The sequence below is a fragment of the Stenotrophomonas sp. A3_2 genome (assembly GCF_036624925.1).
GTDB lineage: Bacteria > Pseudomonadota > Gammaproteobacteria > Xanthomonadales > Xanthomonadaceae > Stenotrophomonas > Stenotrophomonas hibiscicola.
Genome location: NZ_JAZKVY010000235.1, coordinates 39,617 through 62,249, shown reverse-complemented (window position 1 = coordinate 62,249; position 22,633 = coordinate 39,617). Strand labels below are relative to the sequence as shown.

Here is a 22,633-nt window from a genome sequence, read left to right as displayed (position 1 = left end):
TTTCACCGGGCGAAGGATAGGTGCACGCGTCGTGTTCCAGGGCGAGACGGCCATCACAGTTGACGATAAAGGGCGCATGGCGGTTCCCACCGCTTACCGCGACCTCGTCGCGCGCGCCAGCAACAACCGTCTCGTGCTGACCTACAACCCGTTCGAAGCCGGCTGCCTGTGGCTGTATGCAGAGTCGGAATGGGAGCGGGTCCGCGACGACGTCATGTCCAAGCCCAACACCCAGCGCGTCGTGCGCCTGTTGCAGCAGAAGCTGGTCGGCTCGGCCGCCCATCTGGAACTGGACGGCAACGGTCGCATCAGCATCCCCGCCAGCCACCGCGGTGCGGTGGGCATTGAAAAGAAGGCGGTATTGCTCGGTATGGGCGACAAGTTCGAATTGTGGAGCGAGCAGGCGCATCGGGCCCTGATCCAGCAGACGTTGTCTGACGAGGATCTGGGTGATGGGTTGCTCGACCTGAAGTTGTGAGCCGGGGTGCCCGGATGCGCCCAGAAGCGCAGACCGGTCACCTTCCGGTGTCGCAGTCGCCGGCGGTGCACCTGCCGGTCCTGTACACCCAGGTCCTTGAAGGCCTGAGGGTGATCGAAAACGGACGTTATCTGGATGGCACGTTCGGTCGTGGCGGTCATGCACGTGGCGTGCTCACCCAGCTCGGTCCCGAGGGGCGCCTGCTGGTCATGGACAAGGATCCGGAAGCCATCGCCGTTGCCGAGCGCGATTTCGCGCCGGACCCGCGCGTGTCCATCTTCCGTGGCAGCTTCGCCCAGCTGCTGCAGTGGGATGCGACGGCCGAAGGCCTGGACGGCGTGCTGTTCGACCTCGGCGTGTCGTCGCCGCAGCTGGACGTGGCCGAACGTGGCTTCAGCTTCGGCAAGGACGGCCCGCTGGACATGCGCATGGATCCGGACAGTGGTGAAAGTGCCGCGCAGTGGATCAACCGCGTGGAAGAGCGCGAGATCGCCGATGTGCTGTGGACCTACGGCGAAGAGCGCCAGAGCCGCCGCATCGCCCGTGCCATCGTGGCCCGCCGTGAGAAGCAGCCCTTCTCCCGCACCGCCGAACTGGCCGAGCTGATCGCCTCGGTGATGCCGCGTGGAAAAGACAAGATCCACCCGGCCACGCGCAGCTTCCAGGCCATCCGCATCCACATCAACCGCGAGCTGGCCGATCTGGAGGCCGGGTTGGATGCCGCCGTCGAACGGCTCAAGCCCGGTGGCCGCCTGGCGGTGATCAGCTTCCATTCGCTGGAAGACCGCATCGTCAAGCAGTACATGAACCGCCTGGCCAAGGCGCCGCCGGCCAACCGCCGCCTGCCCGAGGCGGTCGCGTTCGTGCCGACGCTGGACCTGATCGGCGGTGCCATCAAGGCCACCGACGAAGAGCTGGCCGCCAACCCGCGTGCCCGCAGCGCCGTGCTGCGCGTGGCGCAGAAGCGGGAGGCCGACGCATGAGCCGGTTGCTGCTGATCATCCTGCTGGCTTCCACCGTGGCCTCGGCGATCGGCGTCGTGTTCGTGCGTCATCGTCACCGGCAGACGTTCATCGAACTGTCGCGCGCCGAGCGCAAGCGCGATGACATCAACCTGGAGTTCGGTCGCCTGCAGCTGGAACAGGCCACCCTGGCCGAAGCCAACCGTGTCGATCGCATCGCCCGCGAGAAGCTCGGCATGAAGTTCCCCGAGGCCGCCGACATCGTGGTGGTGCGGCCATGAGCAAGACCGGCCGCAACCGCCCGCGCAACGCCTTCAACCTGCGCCAGCGCCTGCGCTGGGTCGCGCTGGCGCTCGGCCTGTGCTCGGTGTCGCTGGTCGGTCGTGCCGCCTACGTGCAGATCATCAACAGCGACTTCTACCAGCGCCAGGGCGAGGCCCGTTACCTGCGCGAGCTGCCGATCAAGACCTCGCGCGGCATGATCACCGACCGCAACGGCGAGCCGCTGGCGGTGTCCACCCCGGTCGCCTCGATCTGGGTCAATCCGCAGGACCTGCTGCGTTCGCCCGAGCGCATTCCGGAGCTGGCCCAGGCGGTCGGCATGTCTGTGGATGAGCTGAGCAGCCGCCTGTCGCAGAAGTCGGACAAGGAATTCATGTACCTGCGTCGCCGGATCAATCCGGACGAGGCAGAAAAGGTGGTCGCGCTGAAGATTCCGGGCGTGGCCGCGCAGCGCGAGTTCCGCCGCTTCTACCCGCAGGGTGAGGCGATGGCGCACGTGCTGGGCTTCACCAACATCGACGACCGCGGCCAGGAAGGCCTGGAGCTGGCGTTCGACGAATGGCTGCGCGGCAAGGCCGGTGCCAAGCGGGTGATCCGCAACCGCAAGGGCGAGACCGTCGAAAGCGATCTGCTGCGCGCCGCCGAACCGGGCAAGGACCTGACGCTCAGCATCGACCGCCGCATCCAGTACCTGGCGTTCAAGGAACTGCGCAACGCGCTGGTGGCCAACAAAGCGGCCGGCGGTTCGATGGTGATCATGGACGTGAACACCGGCGAGATCCTGGCCATGGTCAACCTGCCCACCTACAACCCGAATTCGCTGACCGGCGCGCTGCCCGATGCGCGCCGCAACCGTGCGGTGACCGACCTGGTCGAGCCGGGTTCGACGATGAAGCCGTTGACGATTGCCACGGCGCTGCAGGCTGGTGCGGTGACCAAGGACACCATCATCGATACCAACCCGGGTTACATGCAGGTGGCCCGCTTCACCATCCGCGACGTGCCGCGCAACAACGGCGTGCTGAACGTGACCGGCGTGATCACCCGCAGTTCCAACATCGGCGCGGCCAAGGTCGCGGCAAAGATGCCGGACCAGGTGTTCTATGACGGCGTGCGCCGTTTCGGCTACGGCTCGGTGCCGCACAGCGGGTTCCCGGGTGAATCCGGTGGCGTGGTGCGGCGCCCGGCCAACTGGGACGGTGCCACCAAGACCACCATGTCCTACGGCTACGGCCTGAACGTGACACCGCTGCAGATCGCCACCGCCTACTCGGCGCTGGCCAATGGCGGCAAGTTGATCGCGCCGACCTTCGTCAAGGGCCAGCGCAACGAAGCGCATCAGATCATCGACGAGAGCGTCGCCAGGCAGGTGGTGGCGATGATGGAAACGGTGGTCACCCAGGGCGGCGCCAAGCAGGCAGCAGTGCTGGGTTACCGCGTAGCCGGCAAGACCGGTACCGCGCGCAAGACCGGCCCGGGTGGTTACGAGCGTGGCCATTACAACGCGCTGTTTGCCGGTGTGGTGCCGGCCACCAACCCGCGCTTCGCCACCGTCATCGTCATCAACGATCCGCAGGCCGGCAAGTTCTACGGCGGCCTGGTGTCGGCGCCGGTCTATCACAACGTGATGGAAGGCACACTGCGCCTGATGGACGTGCCGCTGGATGACCTGCAGTCGTGGCTGGCCGCACAGCAGTCGGGCAAGGTCGGCCACTCGGCCTCGATCCTGCCCGCACCGCCGGCCGAGACCGCGCTGCCGGTGGATGCCGCCGCTGAATTCGATGCTGCGCTGCCGAGCGCGCACGCCCAGACGCCCCCCGTTACGGGAGGCACGCAATGAGTCCTTCGATGTTGCTTTCGCAGTTGCTTCCCGACGTGGCCCTGGCGGGCCATGATCCCGTTCTGACAGGCCTGGCGCTGGACAGCCGCGCCGTGCGTCCCGGCAATGCCTTCGTCGCCATCGCCGGTTTCGGCGCGCATGGCCTGAACTTTGTCGAGCAGGCCCGCGCGGCCGGTGCCAGCGCCATCCTGTTCGAGCCCCCGGCACCGGCCGAACTGCCGGCGCCAGCCGATGCGATCGCCGTGCCGGGCCTGCGCGCACGCATGGGTGCGATGGCCGACCAGTTCCATGGCGCGCCGTCGCGGGCGATGGCGATGGTGGGCGTGACCGGCACCAACGGCAAGACTTCCACCGTGCAGTTGCTGGCCCAGGCCTGGCACCTGCTCGGCACGCCCAGTGGCAGTATCGGCACGTTGGGCGCCGGACTTTATGGTGCGGTCGAACCGACCGGTTTCACCACGCCGCTGGTGCTGCAGATGCATGCGCTGCTGGCACAGCTGCGCGACGCCGGTGCGCGCGCGGTGGCGATGGAGGTCAGCTCGCACGCACTGGACCAGGGCCGCGTCGATGCCGTGCACTACGACGTGGCGGTGTTCACCAACCTCACCCGCGACCACCTGGATTACCACGGCGACATGGCCAGCTACGGCGCGGCCAAGGCGCGGCTGTTCCATCGTCCGGGCCTGAAGGCAGCGGTGATCAATCTGGACGACGCCTTCGGTCGCCAGCTGTTCGCCGTCCTGCCGGTGGGCGTGCAGCCGATCGGCCTGAGTTCGCGTGGTGCCAGCGATGCCAGCGTGCGCGCCGAAGCGTTGCAGCTGGATGGTCGTGGCATTGCGTTTGAACTGGTCATCGACGGCCAGCGCGCGGCCGTGCATTCGCCGCTGCTGGGCCGCTTCAATGTGGACAACCTGCTGGCGGTGGCCGGTACCCTGCATGCGCAGGGCCAGCCGCTGCCGCGCATCGCCGAGGTGCTGTCGGCGCTGCAGCCGATCCGCGGCCGCATGAACCGCCTCGGCGGCGAGAATGGCCTGCCGACCGTGGTGGTCGACTATGCACATACCCCGGACGCGCTGGAACAAGCGCTGGGCAGCCTGCATGGTCACCTGCAGGGTACGCTGTTCTGCGTGTTCGGCTGCGGCGGCGAGCGTGACACCGGCAAGCGTCCGCAGATGGCCGCGATCGCCGAGCGCCTGGCCAACCAGGTCATCGTCACCGACGACAATCCGCGTGGCGAAGACGGTGACGTGATCGTCGCCGACATCCTGGCCGGCTTCCAGAATGCCGATGCCGTGACCGTGCAGCGCAGTCGCGCGCGTGCGATCGGCTTGGCGGTGAAGCGTGCCGGTGCCGGCGACATCATCCTGATTGCTGGCAAGGGCCACGAGCCGTACCAGGAAGTGAACGGTGTGCGCCATGACTTCGACGACACCGAGGTGGCTGCCGCTGCACTGGCGGCCAAGGCCGGTGTACTAGAGGCGCAGGCCGGGGAGGGTGCCGCGTGAAGCGCACTCTGCTTTCGCTGATCGCCCACTGGGCCGGCGGTGAGATCCACGGCGACGACGTGGCCATCGACGCGGTCAGCAATGACACCCGCAGCCTCGGTCCGGGCAGCCTGTATGTGGCGCTGCGCGGCGAGCGCTTCGACGGCCATGACTTTGCCGCCGACGCACAGGTGCGCGGTGCCAGCGCGCTGCTGGTCGAGCGCCTGCTGCCGGTCGAGCTGCCGCAGGTGCTGGTGGCCGACAGCGAGCTTGCACTGGCGAAGATCGCCACCGGCATGCAGCGTGACCGGGACACCGAGGTGTTCGCGATCACCGGCAGCAACGGCAAGACCAGCGTGAAGAGCCTGCTGCTGTCGATCCTTCAGCAGGTGGCCCAGCACGCCCACAAGGTGGTCTACGCCAACCCGGGCAACCGCAACAACGAGATCGGCCTGCCGCTGGCGGTGATCGATGCGCCGGAAGATGCCGACTACGCCGTCTACGAGATGGGCGCCGGCAAGCCGGGTGATATCGCCTACCTGACCGAAATCGCCCGCCCGCGCTATGCCCTGGTCAACAACATCGCCCCGGCACACCTGGAACGCATGGGCAGCCTGCTTGGCGTGGCGGTGACCAAGGGCGCAATCTATGCCGCACTGCCGGCCGATGGCGTGGCGGTGATCAACGCCGACGATGCCTACGGCCGCTGGTTCGAACAGCATTTCGTCGGTACCCCGGCACGCTGCCGCGTGCTGCGCTACGGCCTGGAACATACTGCTGATGTGACCGCGCGCGACATCCGCGCAGGTGCGCAGGGCAGCCAGTTCACCCTGGTCTCGCCGGCCGGCGAGGCTCGCGTGGTGCTCGGCCTGCCGGGTCGCCACAACGTCAGCAATGCGCTGGCTGCCGCCAGCCTGGCGCTGTCCGCCGGTGTCGATCTGTCGCTGATCGCGGCTGGCCTGGCCGAGGCGCAGCCGGTACCGGGCCGCCAGATTGCCCATCTGCTGCGCAATGGCGCGGTGCTGGTGGACGACAGCTACAACGCCAATCCCGGTTCGCTGGCCGCGGCCATCGACGCCCTGGCCGCCGCGCCGGAAGAGGGCTGGCTGGTGCTGGGCGACATGCGTGAGCTGGGTCCGGACGCCGGAGCGCTGCACGCGCAGGCCGGGCTCCGCGCGCGGTCGGCCGGCCTCAAGCGCCTGTATGCGCTGGGCCCGCTCAGCGCCGCTGCCGCTACCGCTTTCGGCGAAGGCGGCCGTCATTTCGCCACCCATGACGCGCTGTCGAAGGCGCTGAAGGACGAGCTGCACGCCGGCGTGCGCTGCCTGGTCAAGGGTTCCCGTGGCAGCGCCATGGACACGATTGTCAAAGCGCTGCTGGCGCAAGGAGAGGAATCCCCGCATGTTGTATGAACTGGCTCGATGGTTGCAGCAGTTGGAGAGCCTGTTCGGGCTGTTCAACTACCAGACGTTCCGCGCCATCCTTGCCGCGCTGACGGCCCTGTTCCTGTCGCTGTGGCTCGGCCCGGCGATGATCCGCAAGCTTGCCCAGTTCAAGGGCGGCCAGCCGATCCGCAAGGACGGTCCGCAGACCCATTTCTCCAAGGCCGGTACGCCGACCATGGGTGGCTCGCTGATCCTGCTGACCGTCACCCTGTCGGTGCTGATGTGGGCCGACCTGCGCAACCGCTACGTGTGGCTGGTGCTGGCAGTGATGCTGTGCTTCGGTGCCATCGGCTGGTATGACGACTGGATCAAGATCGTCCGCCGCGACCCGAACGGGCTGAAGTCGCGCTGGAAATACCTGTTGCAGTCGATCTTCGGCCTGGCTGCTGGCCTGTTCCTGTTCCATACAGCCGACGTGCCGGCAGCGCTGACCTTCTACATCCCGATGTTCAAGTCGGTGGCGCTGCCGCTGGCCGGCATCGGCTTCGTGGCCATCGCCTACTTCTGGATCGTCGGCTTCTCCAATGCGGTGAACCTGACCGACGGCCTGGATGGGCTGGCGATCATGCCGACCGTGCTGGTGGCCTGCGCGCTGGGCGTGTTCGCCTACGCCTCGGGCAACGTAGTGTTCGCCAACTACCTGCAGATCCCGCAGATCCCGGGGGCCGGCGAACTGGTCATCATCTGCGCGGCCATCGCCGGCGCGGGCCTGGGCTTCCTGTGGTTCAACACCTATCCGGCCATGGTGTTCATGGGCGACATCGGCGCGCTGGCGCTGGGCGCGGTGCTGGGCACCATCGCGGTGATCACCCGCCAGGAGCTGGTGCTGGTGATCATGGGCGGCGTGTTCGTCATCGAGACGCTGTCGGTGATGATCCAGGTGGCCTCGTTCAAGCTGACCGGCAAGCGCGTGTTCCGCATGGCGCCGATCCACCACCATTTCGAACTGAAGGGCTGGCCGGAGCCGCGCGTGATCGTGCGCTTCTGGATCATCTCCGTCGTGCTCGTGCTGATCGGCCTGGCCACGTTGAAGGTGCGCTGAGATGAACGACCTGTCCCGCCAGGCAACACGCCTTGAAGCCATCGAAGGCAGCTACGACAAGTGGCTGCTGGGCGCGATCATCGCGCTCACCGGCATTGGCGTGGTGATGGTGGCGTCCAGCTCGATCGCGCTGATGAGCAGCCCGTTCTACTACCTGAACCGCCACCTGATCTTCCTGGCGGTGGGTATCGTGCTGGCGGTGCTTGCCGCCCGTACCGAGCTGAAGTCCATCGAGCAGTACAACCAGATGCTGCTGCTGGGCTGCTTCGTGCTGCTGCTGGCGGTGTTCGCGCCGGGCCTGGGCAGCACGGTCAACGGTGCGCGCCGCTGGATCAACCTGGGCATCTCCAAGTTCCAGACGGTCGAGGCGGTGAAAGTGCTCTACATCGTCTGGCTGTCCAGCTACCTGGTGCGCTTCCGCGACGAGGTCAACGCGACCTGGCCGGCGATGCTCAAGCCGCTGGGCGTGGCCGGTGCGCTGGTGGTGCTGTTGCTGCTGCAGCCGGACTTCGGCTCGTCCACCCTGCTGCTGGCGATCACCGCCGGCATGCTGGTATTGGGCGGGGTGAACATGCCGCGCATGTCGATGCCGGTGATCATCGGCCTGGTCGGCATGAGCGCGCTGGCGATCATCGAGCCTTACCGCATGCGCCGCATCACCTCCTTCCTGGACCCGTGGGCCGACCAGCAGGGCGACGGCTACCAGCTGTCCAACGCGCTGATGGCGGTGGGCCGTGGCGAGTGGACCGGCGTCGGCCTGGGCAACTCGGTGCAGAAGCTGTACTACCTGCCCGAAGCGCATACCGACTTCATCTTCTCGGTCACCGCCGAGGAATTCGGCTTCCTGGGCACCTGCGTGATCGTGGCCCTGTACGCGCTGCTGGTCGGCCGGACCTTCTGGCTGGGCATGCGCTGCGTGGAAATGAAGCGCCACTTCTCTGGCTACATCGCCTTCGGCATCGGCCTGTGGATCAGCATGCAGACCTTCGTCTCGATCGGCGTGAACCTGGGCATCCTGCCGACCAAGGGACTGACTCTGCCGCTGATTTCCTCCGGCGGTTCGTCGGTGCTGATGACCTGCGTTGCGATGGGCCTGTTGCTGCGCGTGTCCTATGAACTCAAGCGTGCCGAGCGCCGCCAGGCCGTGCGCATCGGTGGTGCCGAAGACGCAGCTGCTGAGCCGGTGGGCGAGCCAGCCGTGCAGGTGGCCGCCAGCGCGCCGATCAGCGCCGGGGCGACGGCCGCAGCTCCAGCTCCAGCAAACGCCGCGCGCGGCACCAGCCGCCTTCAGTCGCGTATCGAACCGACCTTCGGGAGGCTGTCATGAGCGCGGCCACCGATAGCGTGCGCCCGGTGATGATCCTGGCCGGTGGCACCGGCGGTCACATCTTTCCCGGCCTGGCTGTGGCCCGCGTGCTGCGCGAGCGCGGCGTGCCGGTGACCTGGATGGGCGCCGACGGCGCGATGGAAACGCGACTGGTGCCGCAGCACGACATTCCAATCGACACGCTGGCCATCACCGGCCTGCGCGGCAAGGGCAAGCTGGCCCTGCTAGGCGCGCCGTGGCGGCTGATGCGCGCCCTGCGCGCTGCCGGCATGATCATCCGCAAGCGCCAGCCGCGTGCGGTGGTCGCCTTCGGTGGCTTTGCCTCTGGCCCCGGTGGCATGGCCACCCGCCTGCACGGCCTCCCGCTGCTGGTGCACGAACAGAATCGCGCGCCCGGCATGACCAACCGCATCCTGTCGCGCTATGCGCGCCGCCTCCTCACCGGCTTCCCGGGTACCTTCGCCGAGCGTGAGGAGTTCGTCGGCAATCCGGTGCGCGCAGAGATCGCCGCCACCGCACCGCCGGAACAGCGCTTCGCCGACCGCCACGGACCGCTGCGCGTGCTGGTGGTTGGCGGCAGCCAGGGCGCGCGTGCACTGAACACCGGCGTGCCGCAGGCGATCGCCGCACTCGGCCCCGGCATTCCGGTACAGGTGCGCCACCAGAGTGGCGAGAAAATGCACGCCGAAGCGGTGGAGGCGTATGCAAAGGCCAACGTGCTGGCCGACATCACGCCGTTCATCGCCGACATGGCCGAGGCCTTCGCCTGGGCCGACCTGGTGGTGTGCCGCGCGGGCGCTTCGACGCTGGCCGAGCTGTGCGCGGTCGGTGTCGGCAGTGTGCTGGTGCCATTCCCCGCTGCCGTCGACGATCACCAGACCCGCAATGCGGAGTATCTGGTCGAGCGCGGTGCTGCGGTTTTGCTGAAGCAGGACGGAACGCTGGCCGACGGCATTGCCGCACTGCTGCGCGATCTGTCCGAAAATCCCGCCCGCCGCATGCAGATGGCGCAAGCCGCGCGTGCCCTGGCCAAGGTCGATGCCGCCGAGCGCATCGCCGATATCATTCTTGAGGAAGCTGTATGAAGAAGGCATGCCACCGCGCCTGCCCTGCGCGAGGCCGCGCATGATCCGTCGCCTGCACGACACCAACGACCTGGTGCGCGCGTTCCCGCGCGTGCATTTCGTCGGCATCGGCGGCACCGGCATGAGCGGTATCGCCGAAGTGATGCTGACGCTGGGCTATGAGGTGTCCGGCTCGGACAACGCCGACAACGTGGCAACCCGTCGGCTGGCCAGCCTGGGTGCGCGCATCATGCGCGGCCACTCGGCAGCCAACGTACTGGGCACCGACTGCGTGGTGGTCTCCAGTGCCATCCGCGAAGACAACCCGGAACTGATGGAAGCGCGCAGCCAGCGCATTCCGATCATGCCGCGTGCGGCGATGCTGGCCGAGCTGATGCGCTTCCGCCGCGGCATCGCCGTGGCCGGTACCCATGGCAAGACCACCACCACCAGCCTGACTGCTGCGGTGCTGAGCGAAGGTGGCCTGGACCCGACGTTCGTGATCGGTGGCCAACTGCTGGCGGCCGGTGCCAACGCCAAGCTGGGCGGAGGCCAGTGGCTGGTGGCCGAGGCCGACGAAAGCGATGGCAGCTTCCTGCGCCTGAACCCGCTGATGTCGATCATCACCAACATTGATGCCGACCATCTGGAAAACTACGGCAACGACTTTGCCCGCGTGCAGGCGGCGTTCGCCGAATTCCTGCAGCGCCTGCCGTTCTACGGCCTGGCCGTGCTGTGCATCGATGACCCGGAAGTGGCCGCGCTGGCCGCCAAAACCCCGCGTCACGTGATGAGCTACGGCATGAGCCCGCAGGCCGACGTGCGCGCCGAGAACGTGGTGCAGGAAGGGCCGCGCATGCGCTTCACCCTGCGCCTGCCGCAGGGCACCAGCCAGGAAGTGGTGCTGGCGCTGCCGGGCAGGCACAACGTGCTCAACGCGCTGGCCGCCGCCGCAGTGGGCTGGCAGCTGGGCGTGGCGCCGGATGCCATCGCGCGTGCGTTGGAAAGCTTCGCCGGTGTCGGCCGTCGCTTCAACGATCTGGGCGAAGTGACCACCGCCAGTGGTGCCAAGGTCCGTATCATCGATGACTACGGCCATCACCCGAGCGAGCTGGAGGCCGTGTTCGCCGCGGCCCGCGGTGGCTGGGCTGACAAGCGCCTGGTGGTGGCCTTCCAGCCGCACCGCTACAGCCGCACCCGTGACCAGTTCGACAAGTTCGCTGCGGTGCTGTCCAGCGTCGACGCACTGGTACTGAGCGAGGTCTACCCGGCCGGTGAGGAGCCGATTGCCGGTGCCGACTCGCATGCGCTGGCCCGCGCCATCCGCGCCCGCGGTCGCAGCGAGCCGGTGGTGGTGGGCAAGGCTGCCGAACTGGCCAGCGTGCTGCCGGACGTGCTGCAGGACGGTGACCTGCTGCTGATGATGGGGGCGGGCGATATTGGCGCCGTGGCCACCCACATCGCGGTGGAAGGCTTCAAGGGGGAGGGCGAGGCGTGAGCACGCTGACCTTCCCGCCGCTGCGCGTGACCGACCCGGCTGTGTTCGGTCGCGTCGCCGTGCTGCTCGGTGGCACTTCCAGCGAACGCGAGGTGTCGCTGGATTCCGGCCGCAACGTACTGGAAGCACTGCAGTCGCGCGGTGTCGATGCGTTCGCGGTGGACGGCATTCCGGCGCTGGCCAAGGCGCTGGCTGCCGGCGGCATCGACCGTGTGTTCAACATCCTGCACGGCCACAACGGTGGTGGTGAGGACGGCATCGTGCAGGGCCTGATGGACGCCTTCGGCGTGCCGTACACCGGCTCGGACGTGCTGGGCTCTGCGCTGAGCATGGACAAGATCCGTACCAAGCAGGTGTGGTTGTCGCTGGGCCTGCCGACCCCGCAATACCGCAGGGTCGAAGCATCGAACGTGCATGCACTGGCGGCCGAGCTGGGCCTGCCGGTGGTGGTCAAGCCGGCCAACGAAGGCTCCAGCGTGGGCATCAGCCGGGTCACCGACGAGGCTGGCCTGGACGAGGCCGTGACCCTGGCCGCGCGCTACGACGGCCAGTTGCTGATGGAGCAGATGGTGGTGGGCGATGAGCTGACCGTGGCCATCCTCGGCGACGTTGCCCTGCCGTCGATCCGCATCGTGCCCAAGGGCCAGTGGTACGACTACAACGCCAAGTACATCGCCGAGGACACCCAGTACCTCTGCCCGGGCCTGGACGGTGACGACGAAGAAGAAATCCGGCGCATCGCGCTGGCCGCATTCCGTGCCGCCGGTTGCCGTGGCTGGGGTCGCGTGGACGTGATGCGCGATCGCAGCAGCGGCCGCTTCTTCCTGCTGGAAGTGAACACCGCGCCGGGCATGACCAGCCATTCGCTGGTGCCCAAGGCCGCGGGCCAGGCCGGCATCAGCTTCGAAGAGCTGGTGTGGCGCGTGCTGGAACAGACCCTGGAGGCCTCGCACGCATGAACGCGGTGCTGCGCATCTTCGTCTGGCTGTTGGCGCTGTCGGTGGTTGCACTGCCGGTGGTGGCCGTGGTCAATGGCTGGGTCGGCGCCGAGCGCTGGCCGCTGGCGAAGCTGCGCGTGCATGGCGAGTTCAAGCGGGTACCGGCCGAGCAGCTGCAGCAGGTGCTGCTGCCGTATGCGCGCGCCGGCTTCTTCGCGGTCAAGCTGCAGGACGCGCAGGACGCACTGGAAAAACTGCCGTGGGTGGAAAGCGCGCGGGTGCGCAAGCAGTGGCCGGACGTGCTGGAAGTGACCCTGGTCGAGCACAAGCCGTTCGCGCGCTGGGGCAACGACCGCCTGGTTTCCGAGCAGGGCAAGTTGTTCCCCACGCCGAAGAAGCTGGCCGACCTGGCGTTGCCCGAACTGGACGGCCCGGACAGCCAGACCGAAGAAGTGATGAAGCTGTACAGCGACTCGCGTGCATTGTTCGCACCGGCCGGCGTCGATGTGCGCCGGGTAACGATGGATGCACGCGGCAGCTGGTCGCTGGTGCTGAGCAACGGCACCGAAGTGGTGGTCGGCCGTGACGATGCGCGCTCGCGCCTGCAGCGCTTCGTCAAGGTACTGCCACAGCTCAACCGCCAGGACGCGCCGATCGAGCGCGCCGACCTCCGCTACACCAATGGTTTCACGCTGAGCTGGGGTACCCCGGCCACGCCGGCGAAAACGCCGGCGACCCCAGCCAGCAGGACGCAGGAAAGGACATGAATCGCAAGGGTGACAAATCGCTGATCGTTGGCCTGGACATCGGCACCTCCAAGGTGGTGGCGCTGGTGGGTGAGTATTCGCCGGGCAACCCGATCGAAGTGATCGGCATCGGCTCGCACGAATCGCGCGGGTTGAAGCGCGGCGTGGTGGTGGACATCGAATCGACCGTGCAGTCGATCCAGCGCGCGGTGGAAGAAGCCGAGCTGATGGCCGGCTGCGAGATCCGCTCGGTGTACGCCTCGATCTCCGGCAACCACGTGCAGTGCAAGAACTCGCCCGGCATCGTGCCGATCCGTGACGGGGAAGTGACCTGGGGCGACCTGGATCGCGTGCTCGATGCGGCCAAGGCGGTGGCGATTCCGGCCGACCAGAAGATCCTGCACGCGATCCCGCGCGAGTACGTGCTGGACGATTCGCAGGAAGGCATCCGCAACCCGGTCGGCATGACCGGCGTGCGCCTGGAGGTGCATGCGCACCTGGTGGTGTGCGCGCAGTCGGCCGCAGCCAACATCAGCAAGTGCGTGCAGCGCTGTGGCCTGCAGGTGGACGACCTGGTGCTGTCCTCGCTGGCCTCCAGCGTGGCGGTGCTGACCGCTGACGAACGCGAGCTGGGCGTGGTGCTGGTCGACATGGGCGCCGGCACCACCGACATCGCGGTGTTCGTGCAGGGCGCGATCTGCCACACGGCCTCGCTGCCGATTGCCGGCGACCACGTCACCAACGATATCGCGCACATGCTGCGCACGCCCACCCCGGAAGCTGAGCAGATCAAGGTGCGCTACGCCTGCGCCCTGGCCCAGCTGGCCACCGCCGAGGAAAGCATCCAGGTGCCGTCGGTGGGCGACCGTCCACCGCGCCGCATGCCGCGCCATTCGCTGGCGCAGGCGGTGCAGGGCCGCTACGAGGAGATCTTCGAGATGGTGCAGGCCGAACTGCGCCGCTCCGGCTTCGAGGAACTGGTGCGCGCCGGCATGGTGCTGACCGGTGGCGCCTCGAAGATGGAGGGCGTGGTCGAACTGGCCGAGGAAATGCTGCAGATGCCGGTGCGCGTGGGCATCCCGCAGCACGTCACCGGCCTGGGCGAAGTGGTGGGCAACCCAGTGCACGCCACCGGCGTGGGCCTGCTGCTGATGGGCAGCCAGATCGAGCACCCGCGGCGGCCATCGCTGCCGACCGGGCGCGCTGGAAGCATGTTCAAGAAACTCAAGACCTGGTTCCGCGGCGAGTTCTGACGCGGAACCCGCAACTCCGGGCCCGGCCCGGCGCAACACCCGCAGTACCCGCATCACAACGCAACAACGCAACAACGCAATACACAACCCACACAGCCGCAACGGCAACATGACACGCGAAGGCAGGAGGCCCGACCGTCCATGCCACCGACAAGCGGATACAACGAGGACACGGACATGGCGCATTTTGAACTGATCGAAAAGATGGCACCCAATGCGGTGATCAAGGTGGTTGGCGTGGGCGGCGGCGGCGGCAATGCCGTGGCGCACATGGTCAACTCGGCGGTGGACGGCGTGGAATTCATCACCGCCAACACCGACTCGCAGGCCATCAAGAATTGTGGTGCCAAGCTGCAGCTGCAGCTGGGTACCAACGTGACCAAGGGCCTGGGCGCAGGCGCGAACCCGGAAGTCGGCCGCCAGGCCGCGCTGGAAGACCGTGAGCGCATCATGGACGCGCTGCAGGGCGCGGACATGGTGTTCATCACCGCCGGCATGGGCGGCGGCACCGGCACCGGCGCTGCGCCGGTGGTGGCACAGCTGGCCAAGGAAATGGGCATCCTGACCGTGGCCGTGGTCACCAAGCCGTTCCCGTTCGAAGGCCGTCGCCGCATGCAGGTGGCGCTGAAGGGCATCGAGGAACTGAGCCAGCACTGCGACTCGCTGATCACCATTCCGAACGAGAAGCTGATCACCGTGCTGGGTCGCAACGCGACCATGATCCAGGCCTTCCGCGCCGCCAACGACGTGCTGCAGGGCGCCGTGCAGGGCATCGCCGACCTGATCGTGCGTCCGGGCCTGATCAACGTCGACTTCGCCGACGTGCGTACCGTCATGTCCGAAATGGGCCTGGCGATGATGGGCACCGGCACCGCCCGTGGCGATGACCGCGCCCAGGCCGCCGCCGAAGCCGCCATCCAGAACCCGCTGCTGGACGATGTGAACCTGGCCGGTGCCAACGGCATCCTGGTCAACATCACCGCCGGCGCCGACTTCACCATGGCCGAGTTCGACGAGATCGGCCGCACCATCGATGGCTTCGCTTCCGAAGACGCCACCGTGGTGGTCGGTACCGTGCTGGATCCGGACATGCAGGACGAAGTGCGCGTGACCGTGGTCGCTACCGGCCTGAACCGCGTTTCGGCCAGCAAGACCCAGCGTCCGGGCGAGCGTGCGCCGATCAAGCTGGTCCGCAATGCCACGACCGGCCAGCCGGAGTTCGGCGACTTCGACAACGGTGGCGACGCCGTGTCCAAGGCCGTCGGCGGCATGGGCCTGGGCCTGCGTCGCGCCAGCAGCGATACCGCGGCCGCTTCGGCCCCGTCGGCGCCGTCCTCCTCGGCCCCGGCTGCGGCGGAACTGCCGAACGACTACCTGGACATCCCGGCGTTCCTGCGCCGCCAGGCGGACTGAGCGGGGCGGCCCGGGGTTGTCCTCCCCGGGTAGCGCCACCATGTCCTGAAAACGCGGGCGCCGGGCCAGGATGGGCCCGGCCGCCCTGCTTCACGCGCGTCCTGCCGGCGTTTCAGCCGGGGTAGGGGAGCGTGCGTGTTAATCTAATGTGTCACTTCCGGTCCATCCCCCATGATCCAGCAACGCACCCTCAAGAACACGATCCGCGCCACCGGCGTTGGCCTGCACAGCGGCGACAAGGTCTACATGACCCTGCGCCCGGCACCGGTCAACCATGGCATCGTGTTCCGCCGCGTGGACCTGGACCCGGTGGTGGAAGTGCCGGCCAAGGCCGAGCTGGTCACCGAAGTGACCCTGTGCACCGGCCTGACCTGCAACGACGCCAAGATCCAGACCGTCGAACACCTGATGTCGGCGCTGGCTGGCCTGGGTGTGGACAACATCATCGTCGAACTGTCCTCGGCCGAGCTGCCGATCATGGACGGTTCGGCCGGCCCGTTCGTGTTCCTGCTGCAGTCGGCAGGCATCGTGGAACAGGATGCGCCCAAGCGCTTCATCCGCGTGCTGAAGACCGTGGAAGTGACCGAGGGCGACAAGGTGGCCCGCTTCACCCCGTACGAGGGTTACAAGCTGGGCTTCACCATCCAGTTCGACCACCCGATGATCCCGGCCAAGCAGTCGCGCCAGGAAATCGAGTTCTCGACGCTGGCCTACACCAAGGAAATCTCCCGCGCGCGCACCTTCGGTTTCATGCGCGACCTGGAATACATGCGCGAGCGCAACCTGGGCCTGGGCGGTTCGATGGACAACGCCATCGTGCTGGACGAGTTCCGCGTGCTCAACGAAGACGGCCTGCGCTACGCCGACGAATTCGTGCGCCACAAGATCCTCGATGCGATCGGCGACCTCTACCTGGCCGGTGGCCAGGTGCTGGGCGCTTACGAGGGCTTCAAATCCGGCCACGCGCTCAACAACAAGCTGGTGCGGGCGCTGATGGCCGACGCCACTGCCTGGGAATGGGTCAGCTTCGACTCGCCTGCCACCCCGGGTCCGGTCGAATACGCCACTCCGGCCTATGCCTGATTCCGTAGGCCGTTGAATTTAAAGATAAAAACGCCGCCACCCAAGGCGGCGTTGTTGTTTCCGGCGAAGACGACGCATTCAGTGTGCTTGAAAAGGCATCAAGGCCGGTTCGAGGTCACGGTTTTGTGAACCTGTTGGATCCGAAGCCTGAATTTAACGCCGTTTTAACAACAATCTAACGACAGGCCCCTGGATGGCCGCTAGGATGCGACCCGGCCCCCGAAATGTTTCACGCCGTGGTGACACGCGCGACGGGGAGCGGAGCCGGATGCTCCGTTGCCATCATGACCGTTTCTTCGGTTTGGAAGGAACGTCCTGCAGGCAAGCCAAGGCGTCGCGTAGCCCTTTGTGCGTGGCGGCTGAAACTGCGTGGGGTCCATTCCGGTTGTCGAGCGCTGGGGAGCGCGTGGGAGTGGGAGACGCAGTCTTGATGGTCACCTTGGTGGCCTTCAGCCCGATGGAACGGGCCGCGTCGAGCAACTGGGCTTCGGCAAGCCGCAACTTGGCATGCCAGACCGGGGATTCGACGAGAAAAACGAGGTGTTCCCCGTCCACATTGGCCAGCCGGCAGCGGCTGCGCAGAGGTGGCGGCAACTGGGGGCGCAACTGTCGGTCCAGCGCGTCGAGCCACAGGGCACGCCGCAGCGGGTTCCCGCTTTTGTCCGCCATTACCGCATCCAGCGCCGGTTTCGGTGCCGACGCGGGGCGAACGCTGGATTTCGGCTCAGACATGAAAACTCACTGATGGCATTCAAAAAGATCGTAATCAAAACGCGTGAAGGACAGGCCAAATCGTCGCCGATCACGCGTTTGCGGTTCTATTTCGAGGACCGCCCCCGCGCCCTGCTGGGCAGCGTGCTCGGGGTAGGCTGCATTATCGGCCTTGCTGGCGGCATTGGCGTCAGCGCGCTGAATGATTCCCGGCTGCAGGCCAAGGTCGAGCGCCAGGATGCGGAGCTGGCCAAGGTCAAGCGCGATGCGCAGACCCAGGTCAACGCGCTGGCGGCCCGTCTCGGCGAGCTGCAGGCCCAGGCCACCCGCCTCAACGCGCTCGGCGAACGGCTGACCCAGATGGGCAAGCTGGAGGATGGCGAGTTCGACTTCAACGAGACCCCCGGTCTCGGTGACGGTGACGCAGGCGGTCCGACCAGCGACATCCCGGTCAAGGACGTCAACGCCGACTTACAGGTGCTGGAGCAGCGCTTCGCTGCTTCAGGCCGCCAGTTGTCGGTGATGGAGTCGCTGATGTTTGACCACCAGCTGCAGCAGAACGCCGTGCCTTCGCGCATGCCGATCCGCAACAGCTACGTGACCTCCGGCTTCGGCACCCGTGCCGACCCGTTCGGCCGAGGCGCCGCCACCCACAAGGGCATGGACTTCCACGCCAAGGTCGGTGACCCGGTGATGGCCGTGGCCGAAGGCGTGGTCAGCTTCGCCGGCGTGAAGGGGGGCTACGGCAACGTGGTCGACGTCGACCACGGAAATGGCTACGTCACCCGCTACGCGCACAATTCCCGCCTGGTGGTGAAGGCCGGCGACCTGGTCCGTGCCGGCCAGGAAGTGGCCAAGGCTGGTTCCACCGGTCGTTCGACCGGCGCCCACGTGCACTTCGAGGTGTGGGAGAACGGCAACGTGGTCAACCCGCGCAAATTCCTCGGCGACGGCGGCAACACGCCGGTCGGCCGCATCAGCCGCGGTTGAACCCAACGCCGGGCATGGCCCGGCGCTACCGGCACGCCGTCGGATCCCGGCGGTAGCGCGGGGCCATGCCCCGCGAGCGCGAAGCGCGGCCGCCAGGACCCTGGTCCCGGCCGCCTGGACGACCGCAAAGGGTTGAAACCCCTCACGGCCGTCCCAAGCTACAATGGGTGTTGCCATCGACAGGGCGCCAGGCGCCCTGTTTCGTTTGCGGCGGACGGATCCCCAGGGGGAGGCCGGGCGTCGTGTCCATCCAACCCGGTTCCTTCAATGATCAACAGCCTGCTTACCCGCGTATTTGGCAGTCGTAACGAACGACAGCTGCGCCAGCTCAACCGCATCGTCGCCAAGATCAATGCGCTGGAGCCGGAGATCGAGAAGCTTTCCGACGAGCAGCTTCAGGCCAAGACGCCGGAGTTCAAGCAGCGCATTGCCGGTGGTGAAGCCCTGGACAAGGTGCTGCCGGAAGCGTTCGCGGTGTGCCGCGAAGCCGGCCGCCGCGTGCTGGGCATGCGCCATTACGATGTGCAGCTGATCGGCGGCATGGTGCTTCACCTGGGCAAGATCGCAGAAATGCGTACCGGTGAAGGCAAGACCCTGGTGGCGACCCTGCCGGTGTACCTCAACGCGCTGGAAGGCAAGGGCGTGCACGTGGTCACCGTGAACGACTACCTGGCCCGCCGCGACGCCGCGCAGATGGGCAAGCTGTACAACTGGCTGGGCCTGAGCGTGGGCGTGGTGTATCCGGGCATGCCGCACAGCGACAAGCGCGAAGCCTACGCTGCGGATATCACTTACGGCACCAACAACGAATTCGGTTTCGACTACCTGCGCGACAACATGGCGCTGTCCAAGGCCGACCGCTACCAGCGCGGCCTGCACTACGCCATCGTCGACGAAGTCGACTCCATCCTGATCGACGAAGCGCGTACCCCGCTGATCATCTCGGGCCCGGCCGACGATTCCCCGGAGCTGTACATCCGTGTCAACCGCGTCGTGCCGCACCTGGTCAAGCAGGAGAGCGAGGACGGCGAAGGTGATTTCTGGGTCGATGAGAAGGGCAAGCAGGTGCACCTGTCCGAAGCGGGCATGGAGCACGCCGAGCAGCTGCTGGTTGAAGCCGGCATCCTCAACGGCGAAACCGAAGGCCTGTACGCGGCGCAGAACCTGACCGTGGTCCACCATCTCAACGCCGCCCTGCGCGCGCACGCGATCTACCAGCGCGACGTTGACTACATCGTGCGCGACGGCGAAGTGGTCATCGTCGACGAGTTCACCGGGCGTACCCTGGCCGGCCGCCGCTGGTCCGATGGCCTGCACCAGGCGGTGGAAGCGAAGGAAGGCGTGCCGGTCCAGCGCGAGAACCAGACGCTGGCGAGCATCACCTTCCAGAACCTGTTCCGCATGTACAAGAAGCTGTCCGGCATGACCGGCACGGCCGATACCGAAGCCTTCGAGTTCCAGAGCATCTACGGCCTGGAAGTGGTGGTGATCCCGACCAACCGCCCGACCATCCGCAAGGACAGCCCGGACCAGGTGTTCCTCAACCGCAAGGGCAAGTTCAATGCGGTGCTGGCCGACATTGAAGAGTGCGCCAAGCGCGGCCAGCCGGTGCTGGTCGGTACCACCTCGATTGAAACTTCGGAAATGCTGTCCGAGCACCTGAGCAAGGCCGGTGTGAAGCACGAAGTGCTCAATGCCAAGCAGCACGACCGCGAAGCGACCATCGTCGCCAACGCCGGCCGTCCGGGCGCGGTGACCATCGCCACCAACATGGCCGGCCGTGGTACCGACATCGTGCTGGGCGGTTCGCTGGAAGCAGAGCTCCACGCGCTGGGCGAGGACGCGACCGACGAGCAGAAAGCCGCGGTCAAGGCCGACTGGCAGAAGCGCCACGAGGCAGTGAAGGCGGCGGGCGGCCTGCACATCGTCGGCACCGAGCGCCATGAGTCGCGCCGTATCGACAACCAGCTGCGTGGCCGTTCCGGCCGCCAGGGTGACCCGGGTTCGTCCCGCTTCTACCTGTCGCTGGAAGACAACCTGATGCGCATCTTCGCCTCCGACTGGGTGCAGAAGGCCATGCGCATGATGGGCATGAAGGAAGACGACGTCATCGAAGACCGCCTGGTCAGCCGCCAGATCGAGAAGGCGCAGCGCAAGGTCGAGGCCCACAACTTCGACATCCGCAAGAACCTGCTGGACTTCGACGACGTCAACAACGACCAGCGCAAGGTGATCTACGCCCAGCGCGACGAGCTGCTGGACGCCGAATCGGTGAAGGACAACGTCGACGGCATCCGCGACGACGTGATCTTCGACGTGGTGGCCCGCTTCGTGCCGCCGAACTCGATCGACGAGCAGTGGGACCTGCGAGGCCTGGAAGCGACCCTGGAGTCGGACTTCGGCCTGCAGATGTCGCTGACCGACCTGGTCAAGGAACACGAGGAGCTGGACGCCGAGGCGATTGCCGCCAAGGTGCAGGAACGCGTCAACCAGCACTTCGCCGAGAAGGAAGCCGGCGTGGGCGAAGAGACCATGCGCGCGCTGGAGAAGCACGTGATGCTGACCGTGCTGGACCAGAGCTGGAAGGAGCACCTGGCGCGCATGGATTACCTGCGCCAGGGCATCTACCTGCGTGGTTACGCGCAGAAGCAGCCGAAGCAGGAATACAAGAAGGAAGCCTTCGAGCTGTTCTCGGACATGCTGGAAAACGTCAAGCGCGAAGTGGTGACCCTGCTGTCGCGCGTGCGCATCCGCAGCGACGAGGAAGTGCAGGCGCTGGAAGCGGCCGAACGCCAGCAGGCCGAAGCCCGCCTGAGCCAGTCGCAGTTCCAGCACCAGGACGTGGGCGGCTACAGCGCCGACGAGGAAGCCGCGCAGGTGCAGGCTGCCCAGCAGGGCGTGGCGCAGATGCAGCGCGACGAGCCGAAGATCGGCCGCAACGATCTGTGCCCGTGCGGCAGTGGCAAGAAGTACAAGCACTGCCACGGCCAGCTGAGCTGATGCCGAAGAGCCCCGCGAAAGCGGGGCTTTTCGTTTGTGGCAGGGGAGTTGCAGCGGATCCGTGATTGCGCCGGCCGCCCTGTTCTGGGCATGCTTCCTCCATGCCTTCCCCCACCCGATCGATCCATGTCGTGGCCGCCGTCATCACCGACGCCCGTGGCCGCGTGCTGCTCAACCGCCGTACCGAGAACCGCGACATGGCCGGCCTGTGGGAGTTTCCCGGCGGCAAACGCGAATCCGGCGAGACCTCCGAACAGGCGCTGGTGCGCGAGCTGCGCGAGGAACTGGGCATCGAGGCCGATGTCGGCGAGTGGCTGATGGATGTGCCGCAGCGCTATCCGGACAAGCACCTGACCCTGGAGGTGCGCCACGTGCGCAGCTGGAAGGGGACACCGCGTGGGCGGGAGGGCCAGGCGATCACTTGGGTGGCGCCGGACAAGCTGGGCCGCTATTCAATGCCGCCGGCAGACCTGCCGGTGGTGGCCGCCCTGCGCCAGCCCGACAGCTACCTGATCACCCCGGCGCCGGCCGATGATGAGGGCGGTGTGCAGCATTGGCATGAACAGCTGCAGCGCGTGGTGGCTGCGGGCCAGCAGCGCATCCAACTGCGGTTGCCGACGGCCCATCCGCAGCGGCAGGCGATGGTCGAGCAGGTCGTGCGTGCGCATCGCCGCAGCGGCGTGCAATGGTTGCTCAACCGCGATATCGAACTGGCGCGTGCGTTGGGCGTGGGCGTGCACCTGGGCAGCGAACAGCTGCTGCAGCTGTCGCAGCGCCCGCTACCCCAAGGCCAGCTGGTGGCTGCATCCTGCCACGACCTGCAGCAACTGCAGGCCGCACAACAGTTGGGCTGCGACTTCGCTGTGCTGGGCCCGGTGCAGGCCACGCCCAGCCATCCAGATGCCGTGCCGATGGGTTGGGATGCCTTCGCCGAGCTGCGCGCGCAGGTGTCACTGCCGATCTACGCGCTGGGTGGCATGGGCAGTGGCCACATCAGTGAGGCGCGTCGCCATGGCGGGCAAGGCATTGCCGCCATTCGCGGGCTGTGGCCGGAGTGAGCCGGCATGCGGGGTCAGA

At 67.0% G+C, this 22,633-nt stretch carries 18 protein-coding genes and 1 pseudogene; 18 read left to right on the top strand and 1 reads right to left on the bottom strand.

The genetic code is table 11. The annotated features are described in order from the left end of the window. Nucleotides 1-31: 31 nt before the first annotated feature. The 15 genes and pseudogenes from mraZ to lpxC all read left to right on the top strand — a co-directional run bounded on the left by mraZ (nucleotide 32) and on the right by lpxC (nucleotide 16,855). Nucleotides 32-478, top strand: a complete 447-nt coding sequence (gene mraZ, locus R5H29_RS08495; RefSeq protein WP_004143635.1) for a division/cell wall cluster transcriptional repressor MraZ — start codon at nucleotides 32-34, stop codon at nucleotides 476-478. A 14-nt stretch (nucleotides 479-492) separates the two neighbouring features. Further along, nucleotides 493-1,461, top strand: a complete 969-nt coding sequence (gene rsmH / locus R5H29_RS08490; protein ID WP_012479154.1) for a 16S rRNA (cytosine(1402)-N(4))-methyltransferase RsmH — start codon at nucleotides 493-495, stop codon at nucleotides 1,459-1,461. Further along, a complete protein-coding gene (gene ftsL, locus R5H29_RS08485; protein WP_005412242.1) occupies nucleotides 1,458-1,721 on the top strand; it encodes a cell division protein FtsL in 264 nt (87 codons plus the stop codon). The genes rsmH and ftsL overlap by 4 nt, the downstream gene beginning before the upstream one ends. Next, a complete protein-coding gene (locus R5H29_RS08480) occupies nucleotides 1,718-3,562 on the top strand; it encodes a penicillin-binding protein 2 (protein ID WP_019661067.1) in 1,845 nt (614 codons plus the stop codon). Before ftsL ends, R5H29_RS08480 begins: the two co-directional genes overlap by 4 nt. Further along, nucleotides 3,559-5,067, top strand: a complete 1,509-nt coding sequence (locus tag R5H29_RS08475) for a UDP-N-acetylmuramoyl-L-alanyl-D-glutamate--2,6-diaminopimelate ligase (protein WP_021203427.1) — start codon at nucleotides 3,559-3,561, stop codon at nucleotides 5,065-5,067. The genes R5H29_RS08480 and R5H29_RS08475 overlap by 4 nt, the downstream gene beginning before the upstream one ends. Next, complete coding sequence (gene murF / locus R5H29_RS08470; RefSeq protein ID WP_134731232.1) at nucleotides 5,064-6,458, top strand: UDP-N-acetylmuramoyl-tripeptide--D-alanyl-D-alanine ligase; 1,395 nt, start codon at nucleotides 5,064-5,066, stop codon at nucleotides 6,456-6,458. The genes R5H29_RS08475 and murF overlap by 4 nt, the downstream gene beginning before the upstream one ends. Beyond that, entirely contained in the window at nucleotides 6,448-7,533 is a 1,086-nt protein-coding gene (mraY, locus tag R5H29_RS08465) for a phospho-N-acetylmuramoyl-pentapeptide-transferase (RefSeq protein WP_019661070.1), read from the top strand. The genes murF and mraY overlap by 11 nt, the downstream gene beginning before the upstream one ends. Nucleotide 7,534: 1 nt before the next feature. Continuing rightward, entirely contained in the window at nucleotides 7,535-8,860 is a 1,326-nt protein-coding gene (ftsW, locus tag R5H29_RS08460) for a putative lipid II flippase FtsW (RefSeq protein WP_019661071.1), read from the top strand. Then, nucleotides 8,857-9,945: an undecaprenyldiphospho-muramoylpentapeptide beta-N-acetylglucosaminyltransferase gene (gene murG / locus R5H29_RS08455; RefSeq protein ID WP_332329068.1), complete on the top strand. Its 1,089-nt coding sequence runs from the start codon at nucleotides 8,857-8,859 to the stop codon at nucleotides 9,943-9,945. The genes ftsW and murG overlap by 4 nt, the downstream gene beginning before the upstream one ends. Before the next feature lie 40 nt (nucleotides 9,946-9,985). Beyond that, a complete protein-coding gene (gene murC / locus R5H29_RS08450) occupies nucleotides 9,986-11,422 on the top strand; it encodes a UDP-N-acetylmuramate--L-alanine ligase (protein ID WP_019661073.1) in 1,437 nt (478 codons plus the stop codon). After that, nucleotides 11,419-12,381, top strand: coding sequence for a D-alanine--D-alanine ligase (locus R5H29_RS08445; protein WP_332329067.1), 963 nt, complete (start codon nucleotides 11,419-11,421; stop codon nucleotides 12,379-12,381). The genes murC and R5H29_RS08445 overlap by 4 nt, the downstream gene beginning before the upstream one ends. Further along, a pseudogene (locus R5H29_RS08440) lies at nucleotides 12,378-13,055 on the top strand (cell division protein FtsQ/DivIB); the annotation flags it as partial. The gene R5H29_RS08445 and the pseudogene R5H29_RS08440, both read left to right, overlap by 4 nt. A gap of 68 nt (nucleotides 13,056-13,123) precedes the next feature. Then, nucleotides 13,124-14,359 carry a cell division protein FtsA gene (gene ftsA, locus R5H29_RS08435; protein ID WP_005408083.1) on the top strand — a complete coding sequence of 412 codons (1,236 nt, stop codon included), beginning with the start codon at nucleotides 13,124-13,126 and terminating at the stop codon, nucleotides 14,357-14,359. Between the two features lie 177 nt (nucleotides 14,360-14,536). Then, a complete protein-coding gene (gene ftsZ, locus R5H29_RS08430) occupies nucleotides 14,537-15,772 on the top strand; it encodes a cell division protein FtsZ (protein ID WP_058980418.1) in 1,236 nt (411 codons plus the stop codon). 171 nt (nucleotides 15,773-15,943) lie between these two features. Further along, a complete protein-coding gene (gene lpxC / locus R5H29_RS08425; protein WP_019661076.1) occupies nucleotides 15,944-16,855 on the top strand; it encodes a UDP-3-O-acyl-N-acetylglucosamine deacetylase in 912 nt (303 codons plus the stop codon). A gap of 282 nt (nucleotides 16,856-17,137) precedes the next feature. On the opposite strand, the gene R5H29_RS08420 is transcribed toward lpxC, so the two are convergent. After that, entirely contained in the window at nucleotides 17,138-17,587 is a 450-nt protein-coding gene (locus R5H29_RS08420; protein WP_026347140.1) for a DUF721 domain-containing protein, read from the bottom strand. Between the two features lie 12 nt (nucleotides 17,588-17,599). Here R5H29_RS08420 and R5H29_RS08415 point away from each other — a divergent pair, with 12 nt between their 5' ends. From R5H29_RS08415 to R5H29_RS08405, 3 genes are all read left to right on the top strand, one after another. Then, nucleotides 17,600-18,556, top strand: a complete 957-nt coding sequence (locus tag R5H29_RS08415) for a M23 family metallopeptidase (RefSeq protein ID WP_332329066.1) — start codon at nucleotides 17,600-17,602, stop codon at nucleotides 18,554-18,556. 267 nt (nucleotides 18,557-18,823) lie between these two features. Beyond that, nucleotides 18,824-21,556 (top strand): preprotein translocase subunit SecA, encoded by a 2,733-nt coding sequence (gene secA, locus R5H29_RS08410; RefSeq protein ID WP_332329065.1) that lies wholly within the window; start codon nucleotides 18,824-18,826, stop codon nucleotides 21,554-21,556. A 101-nt stretch (nucleotides 21,557-21,657) separates the two neighbouring features. Further along, nucleotides 21,658-22,614: a Nudix family hydrolase gene (locus tag R5H29_RS08405; protein WP_171953437.1), complete on the top strand. Its 957-nt coding sequence runs from the start codon at nucleotides 21,658-21,660 to the stop codon at nucleotides 22,612-22,614. Nucleotides 22,615-22,633: the final 19 nt, after the last annotated feature.

Bases quoted from the DNA above. Each gene is read 5' to 3' on its own strand.
- R5H29_RS08420 (WP_026347140.1), bottom strand. From the start codon at position 17,587: ATGTCTGAGCCGAAATCCAGCGTTCGCCCCGCGTCGGCACCGAAACCG.
- mraY (WP_019661070.1), top strand. From the start codon at position 6,448: ATGTTGTATGAACTGGCTCGATGGTTGCAGCAGTTGGAGAGCCTGTTC.
- lpxC (WP_019661076.1), top strand. From the start codon at position 15,944: ATGATCCAGCAACGCACCCTCAAGAACACGATCCGCGCCACCGGCGTT.
- ftsZ (WP_058980418.1), top strand. From the start codon at position 14,537: ATGGCGCATTTTGAACTGATCGAAAAGATGGCACCCAATGCGGTGATC.
- ftsA (WP_005408083.1), top strand. From the start codon at position 13,124: ATGAATCGCAAGGGTGACAAATCGCTGATCGTTGGCCTGGACATCGGC.
- ftsW (WP_019661071.1), top strand. From the start codon at position 7,535: ATGAACGACCTGTCCCGCCAGGCAACACGCCTTGAAGCCATCGAAGGC.
- murG (WP_332329068.1), top strand. From the start codon at position 8,857: ATGAGCGCGGCCACCGATAGCGTGCGCCCGGTGATGATCCTGGCCGGT.
- secA (WP_332329065.1), top strand. From the start codon at position 18,824: ATGATCAACAGCCTGCTTACCCGCGTATTTGGCAGTCGTAACGAACGA.
- R5H29_RS08475 (WP_021203427.1), top strand. From the start codon at position 3,559: ATGAGTCCTTCGATGTTGCTTTCGCAGTTGCTTCCCGACGTGGCCCTG.
- R5H29_RS08415 (WP_332329066.1), top strand. From the start codon at position 17,600: ATGGCATTCAAAAAGATCGTAATCAAAACGCGTGAAGGACAGGCCAAA.
- murC (WP_019661073.1), top strand. From the start codon at position 9,986: ATGATCCGTCGCCTGCACGACACCAACGACCTGGTGCGCGCGTTCCCG.
- ftsL (WP_005412242.1), top strand. From the start codon at position 1,458: ATGAGCCGGTTGCTGCTGATCATCCTGCTGGCTTCCACCGTGGCCTCG.
- R5H29_RS08480 (WP_019661067.1), top strand. From the start codon at position 1,718: ATGAGCAAGACCGGCCGCAACCGCCCGCGCAACGCCTTCAACCTGCGC.
- rsmH (WP_012479154.1), top strand. From the start codon at position 493: ATGCGCCCAGAAGCGCAGACCGGTCACCTTCCGGTGTCGCAGTCGCCG.
- R5H29_RS08405 (WP_171953437.1), top strand. From the start codon at position 21,658: ATGCCTTCCCCCACCCGATCGATCCATGTCGTGGCCGCCGTCATCACC.